Source organism: Subtercola endophyticus, assembly GCF_021044565.1.
Lineage (GTDB): Bacteria > Actinomycetota > Actinomycetes > Actinomycetales > Microbacteriaceae > Subtercola > Subtercola endophyticus.
Map to the genome: position 1 here is coordinate 2,828,077 of NZ_CP087997.1, position 22,688 is coordinate 2,850,764.

The window sequence follows — 22,688 nt, forward strand, 5'->3', positions numbered from 1 at the left end:
CTGCCTCACGAAGGTCATAACGGCCTCACGAGAACGCGTCAGACGACCGCCGTCACCTGTTCCGAGTACAACGCCGCGTACGCCCCGCCGCGCGCCAGCAGTTCGGCGTGCGTGCCGCGCTCCACGATGGAGCCGTCTTCGATGACGAAGATGACGTCTGCGGCGACGATGGTCGAGAGCCGGTGCGCGATGGCGATGGTGGTTCGCCCGCGAGCCGCCGTGTCGAGCGCCTGCTGCACGATGCGCTCAGAGATGGAGTCGAGCGCGCTCGTCGCCTCGTCGAGAATGAGCACGGCCGGGTCTTTGAGCAGCACCCGCGCGATGGCGATGCGCTGCTTCTCACCGCCCGAAAGCCGGTAGCCGCGCTCCCCCACCACGGTGTCGTAGCCGTCGTCGAAGCTCAGAATGCGGTCGTGGATGTTCGCCAGCTTCGCCGCGGCCTCGAGTTCGTGTTGCGTCGCATCTGGCTTCGCGTAGCGCAGGTTGTCGGCGATGGTCGCGTGAAAGAGGTACGTCTCCTGGCTCACGATGCCCAGGTTGGCGATCAGGGACTGCTGCTGAAGGTCACGAACATCCACTCCTCCGAACAGCACGCGGCCGCTCGTCGCTTCGTAGAACCGGGGGATGAGGTACGAGATGGTGGTTTTACCCGCTCCCGACGGCCCGACGAAGGCCGCGAACTGGCCGGGCTCGATGTCGAACGAGACCCGGTCGAGCGTGGGGCGCGATCCCGGTGACGCGTCGGCGTACTTGAACGACACGTCGTCGAAGCCGACCCGCCCCAGGGCACGCGGCGCCTCGATGGCGGCGGGAGCATCCGCGATCTGCGGCTTCAAGTCGAGGTACTCGAAGATGCGCGCGAACAGCGCACCCGACGTCTGCAGGTCGAGCGCGACCCGCAGCAGCCCCAGTAGCGGAAACAGCAGCCGCGCCTGCACGGTCGTGAACGCCACGATGGTTCCGGCCGTGATATCAGCGGCGCCATTGTGCAGCAGAAACCCCGCGACGAGGTAGACGATGGCCGGAATGCTCGACAAGAAGATGCTCACCATGGCGAAGAACCACTGGCCGCTCATTTGCTGGCTGACCTGCAGCCGCACCTGGTTGGCGTTCTCGTTCGAGTAGCGGGCGATCTCGGTGCCCTGCCGATTGAAACTCTTCGAGAGCAGAATGCCCGACACACTGAGGGTCTCTTGGGTGATCGCCGTCATGTCTGAGAGCGACTCCTGCGTCTTGGTGGCGATGCGCGCACGCACCTGACCGACCCGCCGCTGCGCGATCACGAGAATGGGCATCAACAGCACGGCGACCACGGTGAGCTGCCAGTTCAGCAGCAGCATCGCCACGAACGCCGCGATCACGGTCACCGTATTGCCGAGCACACTCGAGATCGTGTTGGTGAGCACCGACGCCACTCCGCCGACATCGTTCTGCAACCGCGACTGGATGATGCCCGTCTTTGTCTTGGTGAAGAAGCTCAGTTCCATCGCCTGCAGATGGCTGAACAGCCGCACCCGCAGGGCGCCCATCACCTTGTTGCCCACGGTCGCGGTGAGGTAGGTCTGCCACACTCCGAGCAGCGTCGTGATGACGTACAGCGCGATCATCGCGCCCACGATCTCGGCGAGCGCGGGCACGTTCGGGCCGGTATTGCCCGGCGGGAAGAGCCCCACGTCGAACGCACGAGCCGTCAGCAGTGGCGGCACGACCGACAAGGCCGCCGCGATCAGCACGAGAATCACGGTCAGGATGATCGGCATGCGGTACGGCGTGAACAACTCCGTGATGCGGCGCAACAGATGTTCGACCTTGGGTGCTTCGGCGTTTCTGGCCCGCTGGGCCGCCGCGTCACCGCCGCTCACCCGGCCGCCCATCGGACGACCCCGCACCACACCACTCATGGCTTCAGGCTAACCCCGCGCCGAAGCGCCCTCGCCCACGCTCGCTCTGAGCGCAACCGGTGAGTGGATGCTCGGCGCGAGCACGGGCATCCACTCGCCGGGCATCAACCCTTCGTCGACCCCGCCAGCAACCCGCGCACGAAGTACCGCTGCAGGCTGAAGAACACGATCAGCGGAACGATGATCGACACGAAGGCCGCCGCCGTGAGGCGCTGCCAGTCCTGCCCTCGGCTACCCGTGAGTTCGGCGAGCCGCTGTGTCAGCGGCGCGACATCGGGCGAGCCGCCCGAGAACACGAGCGCCACCAGCAGATCGTTCCAGACCCACAAGAACTGGAAGATCGCGAACGACGCCAGCGCCGGCATGGCCAGCGGAATGATGATGCGGAGGAAGATCTGCCCGTGCGACGCCCCGTCGACCCGAGCCGCCTCGATGACTTCACCCGGAACCTGCGAGATGAAGTTGTAGAGCAGAAAGATCGCCAGCGGCAGAGCGAACGCGGTGTGCGCGAACCACAGCTGCGCGTACGTGCCCGAGGGCGTCGGCGGAATGATCAGCGCGTTGCCGATGGTGATGCCGCGGGAGAAGAACGACAGCAGCGGAATGAGGGCCATCTGCAGCGGCACGATCTGCAGCGCGAACACCAGCACGAAGACGACGTCGCGGCCCTTCCACTTCATCCACGAGAAGGCGTACGCCGCCATCGAGGCCAGAACCAGCGGAAAGATGGTGGCCGGAATGCTGATGGCGACCGAGTTCACGAAGTACTGCCCCAACTGCGGCGCCGACGCCGAGGAGGAGAGCAGAACATCCCGATAGTTGTCGAGCGTGAGGCCGGGGTTGCTGAAAATGGTCCACCAGCCCGTGGTCTTGATCAGCACCGCGGGGCGGAACGACGACAGAAACAGCCCGAAAGTCGGGATGGTCCACAGCACGGCGATGAGCAAGGCAGCCACCGTCGCCCATTTCGAGGTGAGGTTTCGTTTCACCCGCCCGGCCTTGGTGGTTGCTTCGACGTACTCTTCTTCGAGTGACGGTGCCCGGCCGGCGACGCCGCCCGGAATCGGAAGCTCGACTGGTGCGACGCTGCTCATCGGATCTCCCTCTGCTTGCGTAGAACTCTCACGTTGTAAATGACGATCGGCAGCACCAGCACGAACAGAATCAGCGCGAGCGCCGACCCCCGCCCTGGCTCGCCGGCGCGGAACGCCTGGGTGTACATCTCATTGGCCAGCACGCTCGTGTCGAAGTTGCCGGCCGTCATGGTGCGCACGATGTCGAACACCTTCAGGGTCGCGATCGAAATGGTGGTGACGACCACCACCAGAGACCCCTGGATGCCCGGAATGGTCACATGCAGAAACCGCTGCCAGGCGTTGGTGCCGTCGAGTTGCGCGGCCTCCACGATCTCGGTCGGCACGCCCTTGATGGCAGCCGACAGCACCACCATCGCGAATCCGGTCTGAATCCACACCATCACGATGATCAAGAAGATCGTGTTGGCGGGAACCGTCTGCAGCCACTGCACGGGTTCACCGCCGAGCCACACGACGACCTGGTTGAGAATGCCGATCTGATTGGCGCTCGTCGGCCGGTACTCGTAGACGAACTTCCAGATGATGCTGGCGCCGACGAACGAGATGGCCATCGGCATGAACACGAGAGCTTTGAAGTACTTCTCACCCCGCGACTTGTCGATGAAGACGGCGTAGGCGAGGCCGATCGCCGTCGACAAGATGGGCGTCAGAACCACCCAGATGACGGTGTTGCGCAGGCTCACCAGCGAATCGGGCTGGGTGAACGCCCAGACGAAGTTGTCGAGCCCGATGAAGTTGCCCTTGGCGTCGTAGAGCGACTGGATCGCCGTGCGAATGGCCGGGTAGACGAGCCCGATGATCAGAATGATGAAGGCCGGGGCGACAAACCCGATGAGCTGAAAGAAGTCTTTGCGCTTTTTCGGCGCCCGGTCGATGAGAAACAGAAGCAGACCGATCACCGCGGCAAAAGCCGCGAGAGCGATCACCACCTGTTCGATCTTGTTCAGAAGGTCAGCAGTGGTCACAATTCACCTCTTTACTAGTACGTCGTTGTGCTGGTTCGGGTGTAGAACCGCGAGAGCCGTGCGGCGTCTCCTCTCGGGTGACGCCGCACGGTTCGTTCGCAGCCGCGGGCCGGTGCGGCCCGCACGAGGTGTTACTGCGGCCAGGTCGACTGGATGAACGTGGTCACCGTCTGGGTGTCGTCGCCGTTGATCCAGTTGACGATGCCCTTCCAGAACGAGTTCGATCCGACGGCTGCCGGCATCAGGTCAGATGCATCGAACCGGAACGTGGTGTTCGGGTCCTGCAGAATCTTGATGCTGTCGACGGCCAGCGGCGACTTCGCGTTGTTCGGGTCGAGACCCTTGTTCGCGCTGATGACACCACCGATCGAAACACGGTTGTTCGCCCAGAGTGCGCTGGAGAGGTAGGTCTGCACGGCCGTGATCTCGTCGCTGGTCTTGAACGCACCGACCATCTCGCCGCCACCGGTGACGGCCTGGGGGTCGCCCGCCTTGGCCGGAGGCATCAGGAAGCCGTAGACGTCGCCGTCGGGGGAGACGGTCGTTCCCTCCGGCCACTGCGCCTCGTAGAACGAGGCCTGGTGCATCATGGCGCACTGATCTTGCAGAATCGGCAGACCGGCGTCTTGGAACGTGGTCGAGTTGATGCTCGTGACATCACCGAAGCCGCCGTTCACGTAGGCCGGGTTCTTCAGGATGCTGCCGACGTAGTCGAACGCCTTGGTGATCTGCGGGTCGGTGAACTTCACCTTGTTGGTGGTCCAGTCGTCGTAGACCTGGGTGCCGCTCTGACGAAGCACGGTGTCTTCGATCCAGTCGGTGCCCGGCCATCCGCTGGCCTCGCCCGACGAGAAGCCGGCGCACCACGGCTTGACCTTGCCGTCGGCGGCGATCTTCGCCGTGAGACTCGTCAGCTCATCGAGCGTCGTCGGAATCGTGTAGCCGTTGTCTTTGAAGAACGCCGGCGAGTACCAGATGTAGCCCTTCACGCTGGCCATGAGGGGGGCTGCATAGAACGTGCCGTCGACAGTGCCGTACTTCTTCCAGTCGGCCGACCAGTTCTTGTCGACGTTGTCTTCGACGCTCTTGGCCGGCGCCTTGATGTAGCCGCCGTCGACCATCTTGGCGAGCAGACCCGGCTGCGGGAAGATCGCCAGGTCTGGCGGGTTACCACCCTGCGCCCGAACGTTGATCTGCGTTTCGAACTCCTGGCTGCCCTCGTACTTGATGGTGATGCCGGTGCACTTCTCGAAATCGGCCCACGACTGGTTCAGCTGGTCGGCCTCGACGTCGACGATGGTGCCGTAGATGTTCACGGTGGGCGAGCCGGTGAAGGTTCCGTAGTCGGCATAGTCTTCACAGCCGGCAGCCGATGTGCCCGTTGACGACGCGGGCGCGTCGCCCGTGCATCCGGTGAGCGCGAGCGCCACGGCGGCAACACCCGCTAATGGGATGATCACTCGTTTTGCACGGGTGATTCTCATGGTTTCCTCCTCATTGAGTAACGGTGGTCGGGCAGCCCCCGAACAGGGTAGCAAGCGCTTCCAGTGACACACACTAAGTGCCAGTCGTCGTGCGATGCAAGCTGTCTGCTGGCGATTCGGCGAGTGGATGCCGAATTGTTATCTGAGAGCACTCACACATCGTGAGAGCGCGGTCATCGTTGAATCTACAAGGAAGCAGCCCGATCGGCAAGCCGAGCTTCTCTCGGGCTGAATGTGCGCTGATAGCCCCGTTTAAGCACAAAAAAATGCCCGAGCCGAAGCCCGGGCATTCTTTTGATTATTAGCGAGCACTGATGAATTCTCCGGGCTGCTGCCCGGTGAATTCATAGCTCAAGTAATTATGCGGCCCACTGGCCGCGTAATTACTTGAGCGTAACCGTGGCGCCAGCCTCTTCGAGCTGAGCCTTCGCCTTGTCGGCGGCCTCTTTGTTGACACCCTCGAGAACAGGCTTGGGTGCACCGTCAACGAGAGCCTTCGCCTCACCGAGGCCGAGGCTGGTGATCGAACGCACCTCCTTGATGACCTGGATCTTCTTCTCGCCGGCGGCCTCGAGAATAACGTCGAACGACGTCTTCTCTTCGACCTCTTCGGCGGGGGCGGCGGGGCCAGCGGCACCGGCGACGGCGACGGGAGCCGCAGCGGTGACCTCGAAGACCTCTTCGAACTTCTTCACGAACTCGCTGAGCTCAATGAGCGTGAGCTCCTTGAAGGCGTCGATGAGCTCGTCTTGTGACAGCTTTGCCATTAGTTATTCTCCTTTTGTGATTCTTTTTCGCGCAGTGCCTCGACCGTGCGAACGGCCTTCGACAGCGGTGCGTTGAACAGATAGGCGACGCCGAACAGCGAAGCCTTGGCGGCACCCGCGAACTTCGCGAGCAGCACCTCCCGGCTTTCGAGGTCGGCGAGCTTGGTGACCTCTTCAGCGGTCAGCGGGTTACCGTCGAAGTAACCGCCCTTCACGCTCAGAAGAGGGTTTGCCTTGGCAAAGTCGCGCAGAGCCTTTGCCACGGTCACGGGGTCACCGTGAACGAAAGCGATAGCGGAAGGACCAACGAGCTCGTCGTCGAACGAGTCGATGCCGGCCTTATTGGCCGCAATCTTGGTCAGCGTGTTCTTTACCACGGCGTAGGTGGCGTGCTCACTGATGGAGCGACGCAAGCTTGTCAGCTGCGACACAGTGAGACCGCGGTACTCAGTAAGCAGAACGGCAGTCGAGCTCTCGAACAGGTCGGTGAGTTCGGCAACCGTGGCTTCTTTGTTCGCCATGGCGCTCCTTGATGAAATAGTGCTGGCAGCCCCGGCCTCGCGCACTAAAAAAGCTCCACACAGGAGTGCGGAGCTTGGGAGACTCGCCATGCTTTCGCACAACGATCAAACGAACTTCGAACACCTGCGCGGGCTTCGCGTGAGCGAAACTTCGACCGGAGTGTTTGCGATTCCCCGTGAGGGTTTTGCGCGCACGCCGATAACCAGCGGTCTTTGGCTTCGTCTAATCTAGCCGGTCGCCCGGCTCGACGCAAGCTGACGCGCTTGCTCGAGTTTCTGCGGGGCACCAACGAGCCCCACCCAGGAGCTTCCGTCGAACTCGTCGGGAACGACCCCGGGCGGCATGAGCGACGCCGCGTCGGCCGTGTCGATGCGCCAGTGCAGAAACGTCACGTTGCGCCACTGTTGCCGCAGGATCGGCCGGCTGATGTCGTGCGGAGAGAGACTCACCCCGCCATTCTGTCTGCCGGCGGCCGTCTCGCCTATTTCCCGGCCTCGCCGGGCTGCCGCCCTGCCGGGAGTTTCGTCGGAGCTGGCGGTACATGGGCGCAATACGCGGGGATGCGTGCTGTGCTCCGACGAAAGCACCGTCTGCTCAAGAGGAGCGCGGTCATCCGTGCGAGGGAAGCGCGGTCAGCCGCGCAGCGGGCGCCGCGTCAGCCGCGTCAGCCGCGCAGCGGGCGCTCCGTCAGCCGTGCAGCAGGGAGCCGTCGCGGGCGAGCACGTTCTTCTCGCCGGCCGTGATGGGAACGGTGAGGCGGTTCTGCGCCGGCGGCATGGGGCAGTTGAAGTGATACGAGAACGCGCAGGGCGGAAGGTAGGCGCGGTTGAAGTCGAGGGTGACGGTGCCGGCGGCGGGGGCATCCACTGCGGCCGGGGTGGCCAGCGGCGCGAGAGTGCCCGCACCAGCAGCCAGCGCCGCGGGAGTGCCCGCACCAGCATCCAGCGCCGCAGAGGTGGCCGGCGCCGCGAGGGCGCCCGCACGGGCATCCGGTGCCGCAAGAGTGGCGGGCGTCGCACCCGCCGCGGGGGCTGCGACGCGCAGGAAGCGGCCGACGCCGTAGGTGGAGTCGCCGCTAGTGGCGTCGGAGAAGACGAGCAGCAACCCACCATCGTCTTGGAAGGCCGCCAGGCTGTACGAGACGCCGTCTCGGCTGAACGTGATCTCGGCCGGAACCACGCGCTCGCGGGTCGCACCGCCGTCTTTCAGGTGGGCGATGCCGATGGTCGATCCGCCCTCAATGGGCCGGAACGACGCCTCGATCACCCACGAGGGGTCGAACTCGAACGCATCGACGCGCCCGAACGCCGCGTTGGCCTCTGAGGCAGAATCCCACACCCGCAGGGCGTACTCACCGTCTTCGCTCGCGATAACGGTGCCCGTGACGGTGTCGCTGAACCGAACAGTGGATGCCCGGCTCTCGTCGGCGCCACGAACCACCACCTCGCCGTCGACAAGCACCCCATCCACCACGATGCCGTCGCTCGCTGCCGCCCTCAGTCGCAACCCGCTCTCACCTTTTTCGAGCGGAAACCACACTCCCGGCACCCCGAACGCGGTCTGGCCATCGTTGGGTGCGCCAGTGATCCACTCGGTGTTCACCAGCGCCAAGGGGCCCTGCGGTGCGGTGACGAAGCGACGACGAGCCTCGCGAAAAGCACTGAGCTGGGCATCGGGAGCAAGCGAAACGGAAGACATATCTTGATCAACACCCCCACCGAACCTTTTATGCCAGAAGAAAACTCGGTCAGAAGTGTCGATCTGGCCCTGGTTCGCTCGTCACGTCAGTGTCAGTATCGATGAACCGAAAGGACATATCATGCAGTACTCACTTCTTGTCATCAGCCGCGAGGCCACCGTCGAAGAGATCGGCGAAGAGGCCATGGAATGGGGCCGCGCCGCGTTCGACGCCTACGCGAAGTCGCTCGATGCCGCCGGCGTGCTGGTCTCGGCCGACATTCTGCAGCCCGTCGCCCTCTCGACCACGGTGTCGGTGCGCGACGGAAAGATTCAGGTTCAAGACGGTCCGTTTGCCGACACCAAAGAACGGCTGAACGGCACGTTCGTCGTCGAGGTGCCCGATCTCGACGAGGCTCTTCGGTGGGCTGCCGCGTGCCCCGGGGCGACGTATGGTGCGGTCGAGGTGCGGCCGTCGGCCATCGTCTTTCGTGACGGCGCGTGGCACCCCGTCGGCTGAGGGCGATCGGCGCGCCCGCCGAGGCGGCGGCGGCCGACGAGGCGGCGGGTGAGGCGGGAGGCGCTCTGGCCGCGAGCGAGGTGTCGCCAGGTGACAGCACTACCGCGGCGACGGCCGCGACGGCCGAGGTAGTGACCCCCAGGGCGGCGACATCCGATCCAGCGCCGGGCGCAGCGGCGACCGACCTCGCGACGATCGAGCGCGTCGCGCGGCGGTCGTACGGGCGGCTGGTGGCGCTGCTGTCCTCCCCGAACCGTGACATCGCGGCCGCTGAGGATGCCCTGAGCGACGCCTTCGAGGCAGCGCTCAGCACGTGGCCCGAGCGCGGTGTTCCCGACAACCCGGAAGGATGGCTGCTCACCGTGGCACGAAATCGGCTGCGTGACCTCTGGAAGTCGGCGGCGTGGCGCACGTCACAGGCCAGCGACGCCCTCGCCAACCGGGCCGCGTCGACCGGCCGCTCGGGCGTCGACGCCGGTGATTCGACGACCGTCGACACCGATGACAACGCCACCCACGCCGCCACCCACGCCGGCAGCACCAACCCCAGTAGCACCGACGAGCTCGAGCGCTACCTCGACGGAGCCGCCATCCCCGACAAGCGCCTCGAGCTGCTGTTCGTCTGCGCGCATCCCGCCATCGACCCCCGCGCCCGCACTCCGCTGATGCTGCAGACCGTGCTCGGTTTCGACGCGGCTCAGATCGCGGCGGCGTTCGCCGTTTCGGAGTCGAGCATGGCCCAGCGCCTGGTTCGCGCGAAGCGGCGCATCCGCGACGCACGCATTCCGTTCGTGGTGCCGCCCGCCGACCAGCTCGGCGAACGACTGCCGGCAGTGCTCGAGGCGATCTACGGTGCCTATGCCATCGACTGGCAGAGTGCATCCGCTCTCTCCGAACCCGGTTCGCTCGCCGGCGAGGCCCTTTATCTCTCGAGCGTGCTGGCCGAACTCCTGCCCGACGAGCCCGAAGTGCTCGGCCTCGAGGCGCTTCTCGCCCTGTCGGGCGCCCGAGCCGCGGCGCGCATCTCGTCGAACGGCGACCCGGTGCCGCTCGACGAGCAAGACACCGCGCTCTGGGATGCAGCACTCATCGCCCGGGGCGAGCGGCTGCTGCGCCGGGCCCATCGCCTCGGCCGTGTCGGTCGCTTTCAGATCGAGGCGGCCATCCAATCGGTGCACGATGACCGCGCCCGCTCGGCAACGGTCGACACGGCAGCGCTCGTGACGCTGCACCGGGCCCTTTCCGCGCTCTCGCCGACGCTCGGTGCCCGCGTCGCTCTCGCTGCCACCATCGGTGAAGCCGAGACCCCGCATGCCGGGCTGCACGAACTCGACCTCATCGAGGGCGCCGAAGCCTTTCAGCCCGCGTGGGCCACCCGCGCGCACCTGCTGGCCCGGGCCGGGCGGTGGACGGATGCCCGGCTCGCCTACGCCGAAGCAATACGTTTGACGCCCTCCCCGGGCATCCGCCGCGCCCTGCAGGCGGCCGCGGACGACCTGCCCGCGCGAGAATAGCGTCAGGCGACGGAGGGCGCGGGCAGGGTCGCCGCGACATGATGCACCGGCAGCACCACGCGAAACACCGTGCGACCGGGAACGCTCGAGACCGTGACCGTACCGCCGTGCGCCTCGGCGACGGCGTAGACGATGGCGAGGCCGAGGCCCGTGCTGCCGGCGTGCCGCGAGCGCGAGACGTCGCCGCGCACGAAGCGTTCGAACAGGGTGGACAGCAGCGCCGGGTCGATGCCCGGGCCGTCGTCGCTCACGCTGATCACCGCGACGTCGGTTCCGTCGACGATCTCGCGCGAGAGCCCGGCTGTCACGTGTGTTCCCGGGGGCGTGTGCACCCGTGCATTCGCCAGCAGGTTCGCCGTGACTTGATACAACCGGGGCCCATCGCCCTCGATCTCCACGGGCTCTTCTGGCAGGTCGAGAATCCAGTCGTGATCGCGCCCGGCGACGTGCGCGTCGCTCACGGCGTCGACCAGCGTAAGCGTGAGATCGACCGGATCGTGCGCCAACTCGGGCCGCGAATCCAGCCGCGCCAGCAGCAGCAGGTCTTCGACCAGCGAGGTCATGCGCGTCGCCTCCGACTCGATTCGGCCGAGCGAGTGGGTCACATCCTCGGGCAGGTCGTACCGCCCGCGGCGTGTCAGCTCGGCGTAGCCGCGAATCGAGGCGAGCGGCGTACGCAACTCGTGGCTCGCGTCGGCGACGAACTGGCGCACTTTGTCTTCGCTCTGCTGGCGCGAGGTCAAAGCGGATGCCACGTGCTCGAGCATGCGGTTCAGCGCCGACCCGACGCGGCCTACCTCGGTCTTGGGATTGGTATCGCTCTCGGGCACCCGTACGGCCAGCGCGACCTCACCCCGGTCGAGCGGAAGCTCCGCCACGTGCGCAGCGGTATCCGCCACCCGCTGCAGGGGCCGCAGGGCGAGCCGGATGATCAGCTGACTGAGCACGATCGCCAGCAGCAGCGCGAGAACCGTCACGACGATGATGATGAGCGCCTGCTGCGCGACCGTGGCCTGCACCTCGGCCAGCGACGAGCCGAGAAACACGGTCTGCCCCGTGTTCGTGATGAGCGAAACCACCCGAAACTGGCCGAGCCCCGAACCGAGGTCGATGGTCGTCGGCTTGCCCGACGTAGAGACGGTTTCGAGCTGCGCCATCTGAGCAGCAGTCAGAGCGACAACGGTGCCGCCACCGAAGCTTCCGCTCGACGATGAGCCTGCCGACACCACGACTCCGGATGTCTCGACCACCCCCGAGTCGACGATCATGCCGACCGTTCCGACCGGCTGGCGTTCGAGAAAGTTCGCGGGATCGTTGTTGCGCAATTGTAAGGAGTAACCACCGGGCGGAGTACCTGCCGCGCCGGCACCGGGCAGCTGGGCATCCAGTCGGCTGGTGAGAATGCCGTTGAGCGTGAGGGCGCTGACCGCACCGATGGTGAGGCCGAGCAGCACGACGAGGGCGGCGACGCTCAGAATCAGCCGGCGCCGAAGAGTCACGGCGCTGTCTTCAGCATGTAGCCGGCGCCGCGCACGGTGTGGATCATGGGTGAGCGGCCGGCATCCACCTTCTTTCGCAGGTAGGAGATGTATATCTCGACGACGCTCGAGCGGCCGCCGAAGTCGTAACTCCACACACGGTCGAGAATCTGCGCCTTGCTGAGCACGCGGCGCGGGTTGCGCATGAGAAAGCGCAGCAACTCGAACTCGGTAGCGGTGAGCTCGATGGACTCGCCGGCGCGGTGCACCTCGTGGCTGTCTTCGTTGAGCACCAGGTCGCCCACGACTACCTCGGGGTCGACGGCGTCGGTGACCAGAACGGTGGATCGACGCAGCAGCCCACGCAGACGTGCGACGAGTTCTTCGAGGCTGAACGGCTTGGTGACGTAGTCGTCTCCACCCGCGGTGAGGCCGGCGATGCGGTCGTCGAGCGAGTCTTTTGCGGTGAGAAACAGCACAGGTGTCTCTTGCCCGTCGCCGCGCACACGCTGCAGCACCTGCAGCCCGTCGATGTCGGGCAGCATAACGTCGAGCACGATGACGTCGGGGCGGAACTCGCGGGCGAGCGTGACGGCCTGGCGTCCCTCGCTCGCGGTCTTGACCTCCCAGCCCTCGTACCGCAGCGCCATCGAGAGCAGGTCGGTGAGAGTGGGCTCGTCGTCGACGACGAGAGCACGCACCGGCGAGCCGTCGGCCCGCGAGAGGCGGGGCCGGGTGGCGGTCGAACTGGATGAAAGCCTTGAGTTGTCTATGGTCACGTCTCCAAGTATTCGCAGTTGCCTAAGAGAAACCTATGAGCGCCCTACGCTCACCCTGTGAATAGCGGATGCCCGTTTACGCCCGAACCGCATGCTCGAGTCTGGGAACGATCGTGAGGAACTCTTCATACCCAGCTGATTCATAGGGTTTTCTTTGCGCTTAGATAAGCGCTCTCCCTAGGTTTTCTCCGTTCGCACCCCTTTATCTGCATCACAAGGAGCACCCGTGTTCGGAACGTATTTGCGGCGAGAGCTGATCAACCGCCGCAGGCAGACGATCATCATCGCCATCGGCATGGGCCTGGCGATCGGTCTCGTCATTCTCGTGAACTCCTTCTCGGCGGGCGTTCAGAACGCCCAGGCGTCGGTTCTGCAGTCGGTGTACGGCGTGGGAACCGACATCACCATCAGCCAGGCGGCGACTCCCCCGACGGCAGGCGCAGCGGGCGGAGGCGGGCAAGGATTCAACTTCGGCGCCGGCCAGGGCGCGACCTCTGGCGGCACCACGAACCTGAGCCAGTCGCGCCTGACCGCGACGCGCACCCAGACGGTGTTCGCCGACTCGCAGCTCGCCACCGTCAAGGCGACGAGCGGCGTCGCCGCGGCAACCGGAACCCTGTCGCTCGAGAACACCACGTTCAGCGGCCAGATTCCGGGCCAGGCGGCGGGCGGCACGGGCGGCACCGGCAACCGCCAGGGCGGCACCGGCGGTGGAGCACCGACGGGTGGCGCCGACGGCGCCGGTGGCAGCGCCTTCAACCTCGATCGTTTCACCGTGCTCGGCATCGACCCGGCAGGTGACTCGGTCGGACCGCTCTCTGCGGTATCGCTCGCGACGGGCCGCCTGCTGACCGCGGCCGACAAGGGAACCGACAACGCCGTGCTCGACTCGAGCTACGCCACGAGCGCGTCGCTCGCCACCGGCGGCACCATCGCTATCGCGGGCACCACCTTCACCATCGTCGGAACGGTCGACTCCACCAGCACCGACTCTGCGACGGCCTCGAATGTGTACATTCCTCTCGATGTGGCGCAGACCCTCTCGAGCAACGCGGGAATGCTGAGCAACATGTACGTGACGGCCGCGTCGTCGAGCCAGGTCGACCAACTGGCCGCCAGCCTCAAGACAGCGCTGCCGGCCGCGACGGTCGACACCCAGGCCGACCTCGCGAACACCGTCTCGGGGTCGCTCTCGACCGCGTCGTCGCTCGTCGCGAACCTGGGGCTGTGGCTCTCGATTCTCGTGCTCGCCGCGGCCTTCCTCATCGCCATCTTGTTCACGATCTCAGGCGTGACCCGGCGAACCCGCGAGTTCGGCACGCTCAAGGCCATCGGCTGGAGCAACAACCGCATCGTGGGCCAGGTGGCGGGTGAGTCCATCGTGCAGGGGCTCATCGGCGGTGTGCTCGGCATCGTCATCGGAGTGATCGGCATCATCGTGATCAACGTCATCTCTCCGACGCTGAGCGGTTCGGCATCCACGACCGGTACCGGCGCGGGCGCATTCGCGCGGCGTGCTGCGGGTGCCGCCGGTGGCACGGTCACCGGCGGTGGCGGTGAGGGCGGCGGGTTCGGCCAGCCCGGGGCCGGCGGCGGCGGATTCGGCGCTGCGGCTCAGGCGACCACGAACATTGCACTGCACGCTCCGTTCACAATCGAGGTCGTATTGATTGCCGTCGGTCTCGCTGTTCTGGGCGGCCTGCTCGCGGGTGCGATCGGCGGCTGGCGAGCGGCCCGGTTGCGCCCGGCCGAGGCCTTGCGGTCGGTGGGTTAGGCGAGCATCCGGATGCCCAGCGAACCTCACACGAAAGCACTCGACTGATGTCTCAAGAGCAAGCGACCCTGAACTCCCCCACCCCCGGCCAAGGAGCCACCAACGTGTACGAACTCGTGAACGTCACCAAGACCTACAACGCCACCAAGCGAAAGGTCACCGCGCTCGACAACGTGACCCTGAGCATCCCGAACGGCCAGATGGTCGCCATTCAGGGGCCGACGGGTGGTGGCAAGTCGACACTGCTGCAGATGCTCGGCGCGCTCGACCGGCCGACGAGCGGCGAGGTGTCGCTCGGCAGCTCCCTGCTGTCGAAGCTGGGCGACCACAAGCTGGCCGAGATCCGCGCGAAAGAGATCGGCTTCGTGTTTCAGAGCTTCAACCTGATTCCGACGCTGACCGCGCTCGAGAACGTCGAGACCGCGCTGGCTCCGCTGCACGTCTCGGGTTCAGAACGGCGCGACCGCTCGCAGGCCGCTCTCGAGTCGGTGGGTCTCGCCGACCGGTACACGCATCTGCCCGCCGAGCTTTCGGGCGGCCAGCAGCAGCGCGTCGCGATCGCCCGCGCGCTGGTGAAGTCGCCGGATGTTCTGCTCGCCGACGAACCCACCGGAGCCCTCGACGAGGGCACCCGCGACGAGATCATGGACCTGCTCGAGGGCTTCTGGCGTGAGCAGGGCCTCACCCTCGTCATCGTGACGCACGACTCGGCCGTGGCGCGCCGGGCCGAGCGCCGGCTGCACATCAAGGCGGGCAAGGTCAAAGAGGCCTGAGGCGCTCGAACCCCGTCGGTCTCGCGCGCGCACGGTCTCGGGCGCGCACGATCTCGGGCGCGCACGATCTCGCGCGTCGAAAATGTGCACTGTGCCGCCACGATTGTGGCAGAAATCGACGCGCGAGACGGGAGTCGGGGCACGGCGGCCGCGTCGGTTCACCCGGTGTCGGTGAAGCGAGAGACAATGGAGGGGTGACGACGACCGCCCTGATGCTGACCTTCCCGTGGGAAGAAGAGCAACAGGCCGCCGCCCCGCAGCCGCCGGCGTATCTGAAACGCGTCGTGGCCGATTCGAACGACCGGGTGGCGTGGATCCGCGCCCGCAGTCGAGGCGTGACGGCAACGGATGCGGCCCGGCTCACGACGCGCAAGTCGGTGGAGAACACCGCGTACGACAAGCTCAACGGCAACAACTTCGGCGGCAACGCGTACACCGATCACGGCAAGATCCGCGAGCCCGAGATCGCAGCGTGGGTGCTGCGCGAACACAACATCGCGCCGAGCACCACGCTGTTTCACGCTCACGGGCGCCCGCTGCACCTCGCGACGCCCGACGGAATCGCGGTGAACTCCGCCACGGGCGAGACCGAGCTCGCCGAGATCAAGACCACGAACAAGGCGTGGCGTTCGATCCCCCGCCACTACCTGCGGCAGGTGTGGTGGCAGCAATACGTGCTCGGCGCCGAACGCACGCTCGTGGTGTGGGAGCAGCACAGCGAATTCGTTCCCGTCGCCCGCGAGCCCGAATGCCGCTGGGTCGACCGCGACGACAACGAGATCGCCCAGCTCGTGCACCTGGCCGACCAGCTGCTGGATTTAATGCGCCGACGCTGATTTGTTGGTGCGCCGCCGCCTCTGCGGCGCACTCGTGCGACTGGATGCTCATTCCTCCGTATCGGCCGCTACCAACAGAGAACGCGACGAGCGCGGTCGCCGCGTTCTCTCGACCCCGTTGGTGCGCCCCCGCTGAGTTTATTGGCGCGCCGCCGCCGCTGGGCCCACGCCGGCCAGAGGCTCCGCGCGCCGCTCGCGGCGGGTGGAGAGGCCCGGTGGGGGCGGCGCACAGTGCGACTGGATGCTCGTTCCTCCGTTGCGGCCGCTACCAACAGAGAACGCGACGAGCGCGGTCGCCGCGTTCTCTCGACCCCGCTTGTGCGCCGCCGCTGACCGCAGTGCCCGCGCGAGAGCGACTGATGCGGACGAGAGCGACCGGCGCGGCGGTCGCTCTCGTCCGGAGGTGTCGCTTTCGGCGAGGCTACGGGGCGACAGCGCGCTAGCGTCAGCGCTCCACGAGGATGCCGTCTTCGTCGCAGAAGATGAGCGCGCCGGGGCGGAAGGTGACGCCGTCGATCAGCAGAGTCTCGTCGACGTCGCCCGCACCCGACTTCGAGCTCTTACGGGGATTACTGCCGAGCGCCTTGAGGCCGAGCTCGAGGCCGCCGATCGCCGCGCGGTCGCGGATCGCGCCGAAAATCACGACACCCGACCAGTCGTTGGCGACGGCGCTGGCCGCGATCAGGTCGCCCATGAGCGCCGATCGGAGCGAGCATCCGCCGTCGACGACTAAGACGTCACCGTGGCCCGGGGTGCCCAGCATCTGCTTGACCAGACCGTTGTCTTCGAGACAGCGGATGGTGCGCACAGAGCCGGAGAACCGGGAGTGACCGCCCAGATTCTGCAGCTGAAGCGAGACGGACTGCAGCTCCTCGCCGCGCTCGTCGTAGAGGTCGGCCGTCGCCAGCACTACCCCACCTCCACGGGGCTGCCGAGAGCCTTCGCTTCGCGGCGGTAACGGTGCAGAAGAGGCTCGGTGTAGCCGCTCGGCTGAACCGTGCCCTCGAAGATGAGATCACGAGCCGCACGAAACGCCAGTCCGTCGAAGTCGGGCGCCATCGGTGAGTACAGCGCGTCGCCAGAGTTCTGCGAATCGACGATCGCGGCCATGCGCCGCAACGACTCCTCGACCTGCGGGGCCGTGATGAGCCCGTGCAGCAGCCAGTTCGCGACGTGCTGCGACGAGATGCGGCATGTGGCACGGTCTTCCATGAGGGCGACGTCGTGGATGTCGGGCACTTTCGAGCATCCGATGCCCGCATCGACCCAGCGCACCACGTACCCCAGAATGCCTTGCACGTTGTTGTCGAGCTCGGCCTGTACCTCTTCGGGCGGGTACGAGCGGGTCGCCAGGGGGATGCGCAGAATCTCGGTGACCTCGGCAGCCGTGCGCGAAGCGAGCTCACGTTGCACGGCGGGCACGTCGACCCGGTGGTAGTGCAGCGCGTGCAGTGTCGCAGCGGTCGGCGACGGCACCCACGCCGTGGTCGCCCCTTGCAACGGATGCTGCACCTTCTGCTCGAGCATGTCGGCCATCAGGTCGGGCATCGCCCACATGCCCTTGCCGATCTGCGCCCGGCCCGGCAGTCCCGCGGCAATGCCGATGTCGACGTTCGACGCCTCGTACGCCGCGATCCACGGCTGCGCCTTCATTTCGGCCTTGCGAACGAACGGCCCCGCGAGCATCGACGTGTGGATCTCGTCACCGGTGCGGTCGAGAAAACCCGTGTTGATGAACACGACACGGTCGGCGGCGACCCGGATGCACGCATCGAGGTTCACCGAGGTTCGACGTTCTTCGTCCATGATGCCGAGCTTGATCGATCGCTCAGGCAGCCCCAGCAGCTGCTCGACCCGTGCGAACAGCTCAACCGCGAACGCGACCTCGTCGGGCCCGTGCATCTTGGGCTTCACGATGTACATCGACCCGGTCAGCGAGTTCGGCAGCAGGCTCTCGCCACGAATGTCGCCGACCGAACCGAGCGCGGTCATGATCGCATCGAGAATTCCCTCCGGAATCTCGTTGCCCGCCGGGTCGAGAATCGCGTCTGTCGTCATGAGGTGCCCGACGTTGCGGATGAACAACAGCGACCGGCCGCGCAGGGTTTCGGTACGACCATCCGGTGTCGTGTACTCACGGTCGGGGTTCATGCCACGCACAAACGTACGGCCGCCCTTGCTCACCTCTTCTGACAGCGTGCCCGCGTTCAGCTCCCGCCAGTTGCGGTAGCCGATCACTTTGTCCGCGGCGTCGACCGCCGCGACCGAGTCTTCGAGGTCCATGATCGTGGTGACCGCCGACTCGAGCAGCACGTCGAAGACGCCCGCGGGGTCGGTCTGGCCGATGGGATGCTCGCGGTCGACCAGCACCTCCAGATGCAGCCCATGGTGCACGAACACCAGGGCAATAGGCATTGCCGGGTCTCCCCGATAGCCCAAAAATGCACCCGCGTCGCCGAGCCCTGTCGACCCGGCCGGAGTGACGACCACCAGCTCCCCCTCCTCAACCGAGTACCCGAGCGCATCGGCGTGACTGCCGCTCGCCAACGGAATCGCCTGATCGAGAAAACGCCGCGCCTCGGCGACCACGGCAGAGCCGCGCGTCGCGTTGTAGCCCGTACCGACAGCCAGCTCCCCCGTGCGGTCGATGGCGTCGGTGCCGTACAGCGCGTCGTAGAGCGAACCCCACCGGGCGTTGACCGCGTTGGCGGCGAACCGGCGGTTCAGCAACGGCACCACGAGCTGCGGGCCCGCCTGCAGCCGGATCTCGTCGTCGACACCCTCGGTCGTGACGTAGCCGACTGCTGGTGACCCCTCGGCGCCGTCGGCCGTCCCGGTCAGGTAGCCGATCTCGTGCAGAAACGCGAGGTACCGCTCGGCATCCACCGGCCCGGGCGCCGCACGATGGTACGCGTCGATGCGTCCCTGCAGGTCGTCACGGATGCCCAGCAGCTCGGCATTCCGCGGCGCGAGATCAGCCAGCAGAGCCGAAACACCGGCCCAGAAGGCGTCGGCCTCGAGGCCCGTTTCAGGCAGCGCCTCGCTGGCGAAGTCGTACAGCGGCCGGTCGATCGACAACCCGGCCGCAGTGATCCGGTCGTTCATGCGGCCACCGCAACCAATTCGTCGACCAGATAGTGCGCGTAGGCCGGAATGGTGAGGTACGTCGGGAAGTCGTCTTCGAGCGCAACCAACCGCACGATGTCGGCGGCGCGGTCGAACTGGTCACCGTCGAAGCGCTCGGCGGCACTCACCTGCGCCTCGAGTTCGGCGTTCACCGACGACACCGTCAGGCGGGTGCCCTCTTCTGTGACCACGGCGTAGTGGATCCACTGCCACAGCTGGGCGCGGGAGATCTCGGCGGCCGACGCGTCGGCGACGATGTTCTCCAGCTCAACGGCACCGACACCACGCAGCCAGCTCTCGATGTACCGAAGCGCGACGGAGACGTTCGAGCGTACGCCGGCGTCGGTCACCGTCTTGTCGAGAGAGCGCACATCGAGCAGCTGCTCTGCCGTGACATTCACATCGGAACGCAGAAGGTCGATCTGGTTCGGGCGCGTGCCCAGCTCGTGATCGAACTCGGCGCGAGCCGTGAGAATCAGGGCCGGATTTGCGACCCAGGTTCCATCGAACCCGTCGCGCACCTCGCGTCGCTTGTCTTCCGAGATGCGAGCGAGCGACTCCTGAGTGAGTTCCGGCTTGCCGGCGTCGGGGATGAACGCGCTCATGCCTCCGATGGCATATGCGCCGCGCTTGTGGCAGGTGGCGACGAGCAGCTCGGTGTAGCTGCGCATGAACGGCACCGTCATCGTGACCCGCGTGCGGTCGGGGAAGACGAACTGACGGCCGCGTTCCCGGTACGACTTGATGAAGCTGAACAGGTAGTCCCAGCGACCGGCGTTGAGCCCGGCGCAGTGGTCGCGCAGCTCGTACAGAATCTCTTCCATCTCGAAGGCGGCCGAGATGGTTTCGATGAGAACCGTGGCCCGAATCGTTCCGTGCTGAAGTCCCAGAGCGTTCTCGGTGAAGGTGAAGATGTCGTCCCACAACCGCGCCTCGAGGTGGTCTTCGAGCTTCGGCAGGTAGAAGTACGGCCCCTTGCCCGAATCGATCAGCTTCTGCGCGTTGTGGAACACGTAGAGCCCGAAGTCCACCAGCGAAGCCGAGGCCGCTTGACGCTGCCCCGCGCGGTCGGTGAACTTGAGGTGCTTCTCCACCAGGTGCCAGCCGCGCGGCCGCATCACGATGGTCGGAAGTTCGCCGCTGTGCAGCCGATGGGTCTCACCGTCGTCGTCGACGTAGTCGAGTTCGCGGCGCACCGCGTCGAAGAGGGTCAGTTGACCGCCGATGATGTTGCTCCAGGTCGGGCTGGTGGCGTCTTCGAGGTCGGCGCCCCAGGCCTTCGCGCCCGAGTTCAGCGCCTGCACCGCGCTTTCGCGATCGACGGGTCCGGTGATCTCCACACGGCGGTCTTCGAGCCCGGGGCCGGCACCGGCTACCTTCCACTGGTCGTCGCGACGAATGGATGCGGTCTCCGGCAGAAAGCGGAAGTCGCGCCCGTTCTCCACGGCGATGCGCCGGGCCATGCGGTCGTGCAGGCGCTCCTGACGGCGGTGCGCGAACTGGTCGTGCAGCCGAGCGACGAAGGCGAGGGCATCCGGGGTCAGAATCTCGTCGAAACGGAACTCGTCGGCTCCACGGATCTCAATGCGTGTGTTTGCGGTCATGGTTCAACTATCGAGTCAGCACGAGACCCTCGACCTCGGTAATGCGGCAGAAAAACACCAGTTCTTCTACTTCTCAGAGTTCTGCAGAAACTTCTGGTCACGGATCACGGTTCGAGGTCGAATCGCCCCCGCAGAGTGGTGTGAAGACCCCCGCCGCTCGAAAAGGAAACGACATGACTGAGTACACAGACGACATCGATGCCATCCAGGCCCTGAAGCAAAAAGCCGGGGCATCGTGGGACGCGATCAACCCGGAGTACGTCGCACGTATGCGAACGCAGAACCGCTTCAAGACAGGCCTCGAGATCGCGCAGTACACGGCCGACATCATGCGCCGCGATATGGAGGAGTACGACGCGGACTCTTCGGTCTACACCCAGTCGCTCGGTGTCTGGCACGGCTTCATCGGGCAGCAGAAGCTGATCTCGATCAAGAAGCACCTCAAAACCACGAACAAGCGCTACCTCTACCTGTCGGGATGGATGGTCGCAGCGCTTCGCTCCGAGTTCGGTCCGCTGCCCGACCAGTCCATGCACGAGAAGACCGCGGTACCGGCGCTCGTTGCGGAGCTGTACACGTTCCTTCGGCAAGCCGATGTTCGTGAGCTCGATCTGCTGTTCACGCAGCTCGACTCGGCCCGCGCCGCCGGTGACGAGACCGCCGTCGACTTCATCCAGTCGCAGATCACCAACTACGAGACCCACGTAGTGCCGATCATCGCCGACATCGATGCCGGCTTCGGCAACCCCGAGGCGACCTACCTTCTCGCCAAGAAGATGATCGAAGCCGGCGCCTGTGCCATCCAGATCGAGAACCAGGTCTCTGACGAGAAGCAGTGCGGTCATCAAGACGGCAAGGTCACCGTGCCGCACGAAGACTTTCTCGCCAAGATCAACGCGGTGCGGTATGCCTTCCTCGAACTCGGTATCGACAATGGCATCATCGTCGCCCGCACCGACTCGCTCGGCGCCGGTCTGACCCAGAAGCTCGCCGTCTCCAATGAGCCTGGCGATCTGGGCGACCAGTACAACTCGTTCCTCGACGTTGACAACGTCACCGAGGCCGGTCTGAACAACGGCGACGTGATCATCCGTCGCGAAGGCAACCTGCTGCGGCCGAAGCGCCTGCCCAGCAACCTGTACCAGTTCCGTGCCGGCACGGGCGAAGACCGGGTCGTGCTCGACTGCATCACCTCGTTGCAGAACGGCGCGGACCTGCTGTGGATCGAGACCGAGAAGCCGAACGTCGAGCAGATCGCCGGCATGGTCGATCGCATCCGCGAGGTCATTCCCAACGCGAAGCTGGTCTACAACAACAGCCCCTCGTTCAACTGGACCCTGAACTTCCGCCAGCAGGCGTACGACGCGCTCGAGAAGCAGGGGGTGGATGTCACGGTCTACACCCGCGCCGAGCTGATGAGTGTCGACTACGACGACACCGAGCTCGCGCAGCTGGCTGACGAGATGATCCGCACGTTCCAGAGTGATGGATCCGCTCGCGCCGGTATCTTCCACCACCTGATCACACTGCCGACCTACCACACGGCAGCATTGTCGACCGACGACCTCGCCAAAGGCTACTTCGGCGACGAGGGCATGCTCGCGTACGTGAAGGGTGTGCAGCGCCGCGAGATCCGCGAGGGCATCGCGACGGTGAAGCACCAGAACATGTCGGGCAGCGACATCGGCGACAACCACAAGGAGTACTTCGCCGGCGACGCCGCCCTCAAGGCCGGTGGGCAGCACAACACCATGAACCAGTTCAGCTGACAACAACAACGAGAGCCCTCGCCGAGCGGGGGCTCTCGTTGTTAAAAAGCGGGTTTCTTCTGTTTATCGCAAAAAGCGCCGATGTCGTTCGAACGAACTCGG

At 65.7% G+C, this 22,688-nt stretch carries 19 protein-coding genes; 6 read left to right on the forward strand and 13 right to left on the reverse strand.

Features of this window, described 5'->3' with window-relative positions:
* Positions 1–38: 38 nt before the first annotated feature.
* From LQ955_RS13025 to LQ955_RS13060, 8 genes are all read right to left on the reverse strand, one after another.
* Positions 39–1,901: an ABC transporter ATP-binding protein gene (locus tag LQ955_RS13025; RefSeq protein ID WP_231024946.1), complete on the reverse strand. Its 1,863-nt coding sequence runs from the start codon at positions 1,899–1,901 to the stop codon at positions 39–41.
* Between the two features lie 104 nt (positions 1,902–2,005).
* Positions 2,006–2,995: a carbohydrate ABC transporter permease gene (locus LQ955_RS13030; RefSeq protein WP_231024947.1), complete on the reverse strand. Its 990-nt coding sequence runs from the start codon at positions 2,993–2,995 to the stop codon at positions 2,006–2,008.
* Positions 2,992–3,963, reverse strand: coding sequence for a carbohydrate ABC transporter permease (locus tag LQ955_RS13035; RefSeq protein WP_231024948.1), 972 nt, complete (start codon positions 3,961–3,963; stop codon positions 2,992–2,994). Before LQ955_RS13035 ends, LQ955_RS13030 begins: the two co-directional genes overlap by 4 nt.
* 131 nt (positions 3,964–4,094) lie before the next feature.
* Entirely contained in the window at positions 4,095–5,447 is a 1,353-nt protein-coding gene (locus LQ955_RS13040; protein WP_231024949.1) for an ABC transporter substrate-binding protein, read from the reverse strand.
* 383 nt (positions 5,448–5,830) lie between these two features.
* Complete coding sequence (gene rplL / locus LQ955_RS13045; RefSeq protein ID WP_231024950.1) at positions 5,831–6,214, reverse strand: 50S ribosomal protein L7/L12; 384 nt, start codon at positions 6,212–6,214, stop codon at positions 5,831–5,833.
* On the reverse strand, positions 6,214–6,735 hold the full coding sequence (gene rplJ, locus LQ955_RS13050) for a 50S ribosomal protein L10 (protein WP_188672421.1): 522 nt from the start codon (positions 6,733–6,735) through the stop codon (positions 6,214–6,216). Before rplJ ends, rplL begins: the two co-directional genes overlap by 1 nt.
* Before the next feature lie 228 nt (positions 6,736–6,963).
* Positions 6,964–7,185, reverse strand: coding sequence for a DUF2071 domain-containing protein (locus LQ955_RS13055; RefSeq protein WP_231024951.1), 222 nt, complete (start codon positions 7,183–7,185; stop codon positions 6,964–6,966).
* Positions 7,186–7,423: 238 nt separating this feature from the next.
* Positions 7,424–8,434 (reverse strand): DUF1684 domain-containing protein, encoded by a 1,011-nt coding sequence (locus LQ955_RS13060; protein ID WP_231024952.1) that lies wholly within the window; start codon positions 8,432–8,434, stop codon positions 7,424–7,426.
* A gap of 121 nt (positions 8,435–8,555) precedes the next feature.
* On the opposite strand from LQ955_RS13060, the gene LQ955_RS13065 reads away from it, so the two are divergent.
* Entirely contained in the window at positions 8,556–8,933 is a 378-nt protein-coding gene (locus LQ955_RS13065) for a YciI family protein (RefSeq protein WP_231024953.1), read from the forward strand.
* The gene (locus tag LQ955_RS13070) at positions 8,915–10,447 is read left to right on the forward strand and encodes an RNA polymerase sigma factor (protein ID WP_313788351.1); all 1,533 of its coding nucleotides are present in this window, start codon (positions 8,915–8,917) and stop codon (positions 10,445–10,447) included. Before LQ955_RS13065 ends, LQ955_RS13070 begins: the two co-directional genes overlap by 19 nt.
* Before the next feature lie 2 nt (positions 10,448–10,449).
* On the opposite strand, the gene LQ955_RS13075 is transcribed toward LQ955_RS13070, so the two are convergent.
* Both LQ955_RS13075 and LQ955_RS13080 read right to left on the reverse strand, forming a co-directional pair.
* Complete coding sequence (locus LQ955_RS13075) at positions 10,450–11,946, reverse strand: sensor histidine kinase (RefSeq protein WP_231024954.1); 1,497 nt, start codon at positions 11,944–11,946, stop codon at positions 10,450–10,452.
* Complete coding sequence (locus LQ955_RS13080; protein WP_304961204.1) at positions 11,943–12,704, reverse strand: response regulator transcription factor; 762 nt, start codon at positions 12,702–12,704, stop codon at positions 11,943–11,945. Before LQ955_RS13080 ends, LQ955_RS13075 begins: the two co-directional genes overlap by 4 nt.
* Before the next feature lie 226 nt (positions 12,705–12,930).
* On the opposite strand from LQ955_RS13080, the gene LQ955_RS13085 reads away from it, so the two are divergent.
* The 3 genes from LQ955_RS13085 (at position 12,931) to LQ955_RS13095 (ending at position 16,087) form a co-directional block, all read left to right on the forward strand.
* Positions 12,931–14,478: an FtsX-like permease family protein gene (locus LQ955_RS13085; RefSeq protein WP_231024955.1), complete on the forward strand. Its 1,548-nt coding sequence runs from the start codon at positions 12,931–12,933 to the stop codon at positions 14,476–14,478.
* Positions 14,479–14,582: 104 nt separating this feature from the next.
* Positions 14,583–15,251 (forward strand): ABC transporter ATP-binding protein, encoded by a 669-nt coding sequence (locus LQ955_RS13090; protein ID WP_231028141.1) that lies wholly within the window; start codon positions 14,583–14,585, stop codon positions 15,249–15,251.
* 212 nt (positions 15,252–15,463) lie between these two features.
* Positions 15,464–16,087, forward strand: coding sequence for a YqaJ viral recombinase family protein (locus LQ955_RS13095; RefSeq protein ID WP_231028142.1), 624 nt, complete (start codon positions 15,464–15,466; stop codon positions 16,085–16,087).
* Between the two features lie 445 nt (positions 16,088–16,532).
* Here the strand turns inward: LQ955_RS13095 and rraA are convergent, their stop codons facing one another.
* The 3 genes from rraA to aceB are packed head-to-tail and all read right to left on the reverse strand — an operon-like array spanning position 16,533 to position 20,817.
* Positions 16,533–16,997 (reverse strand): ribonuclease E activity regulator RraA, encoded by a 465-nt coding sequence (gene rraA / locus LQ955_RS13100; RefSeq protein ID WP_231024956.1) that lies wholly within the window; start codon positions 16,995–16,997, stop codon positions 16,533–16,535.
* The gene (locus tag LQ955_RS13105) at positions 16,997–19,192 is read right to left on the reverse strand and encodes a malate synthase G (protein WP_231024957.1); all 2,196 of its coding nucleotides are present in this window, start codon (positions 19,190–19,192) and stop codon (positions 16,997–16,999) included. Before LQ955_RS13105 ends, rraA begins: the two co-directional genes overlap by 1 nt.
* A complete protein-coding gene (gene aceB / locus LQ955_RS13110; RefSeq protein ID WP_231024958.1) occupies positions 19,189–20,817 on the reverse strand; it encodes a malate synthase A in 1,629 nt (542 codons plus the stop codon). Before aceB ends, LQ955_RS13105 begins: the two co-directional genes overlap by 4 nt.
* Before the next feature lie 173 nt (positions 20,818–20,990).
* Between aceB and LQ955_RS13115 the strand changes: the two genes are divergently transcribed.
* Positions 20,991–22,586: an isocitrate lyase gene (locus LQ955_RS13115; protein ID WP_231024959.1), complete on the forward strand. Its 1,596-nt coding sequence runs from the start codon at positions 20,991–20,993 to the stop codon at positions 22,584–22,586.
* Positions 22,587–22,688 lie beyond the last annotated feature (102 nt).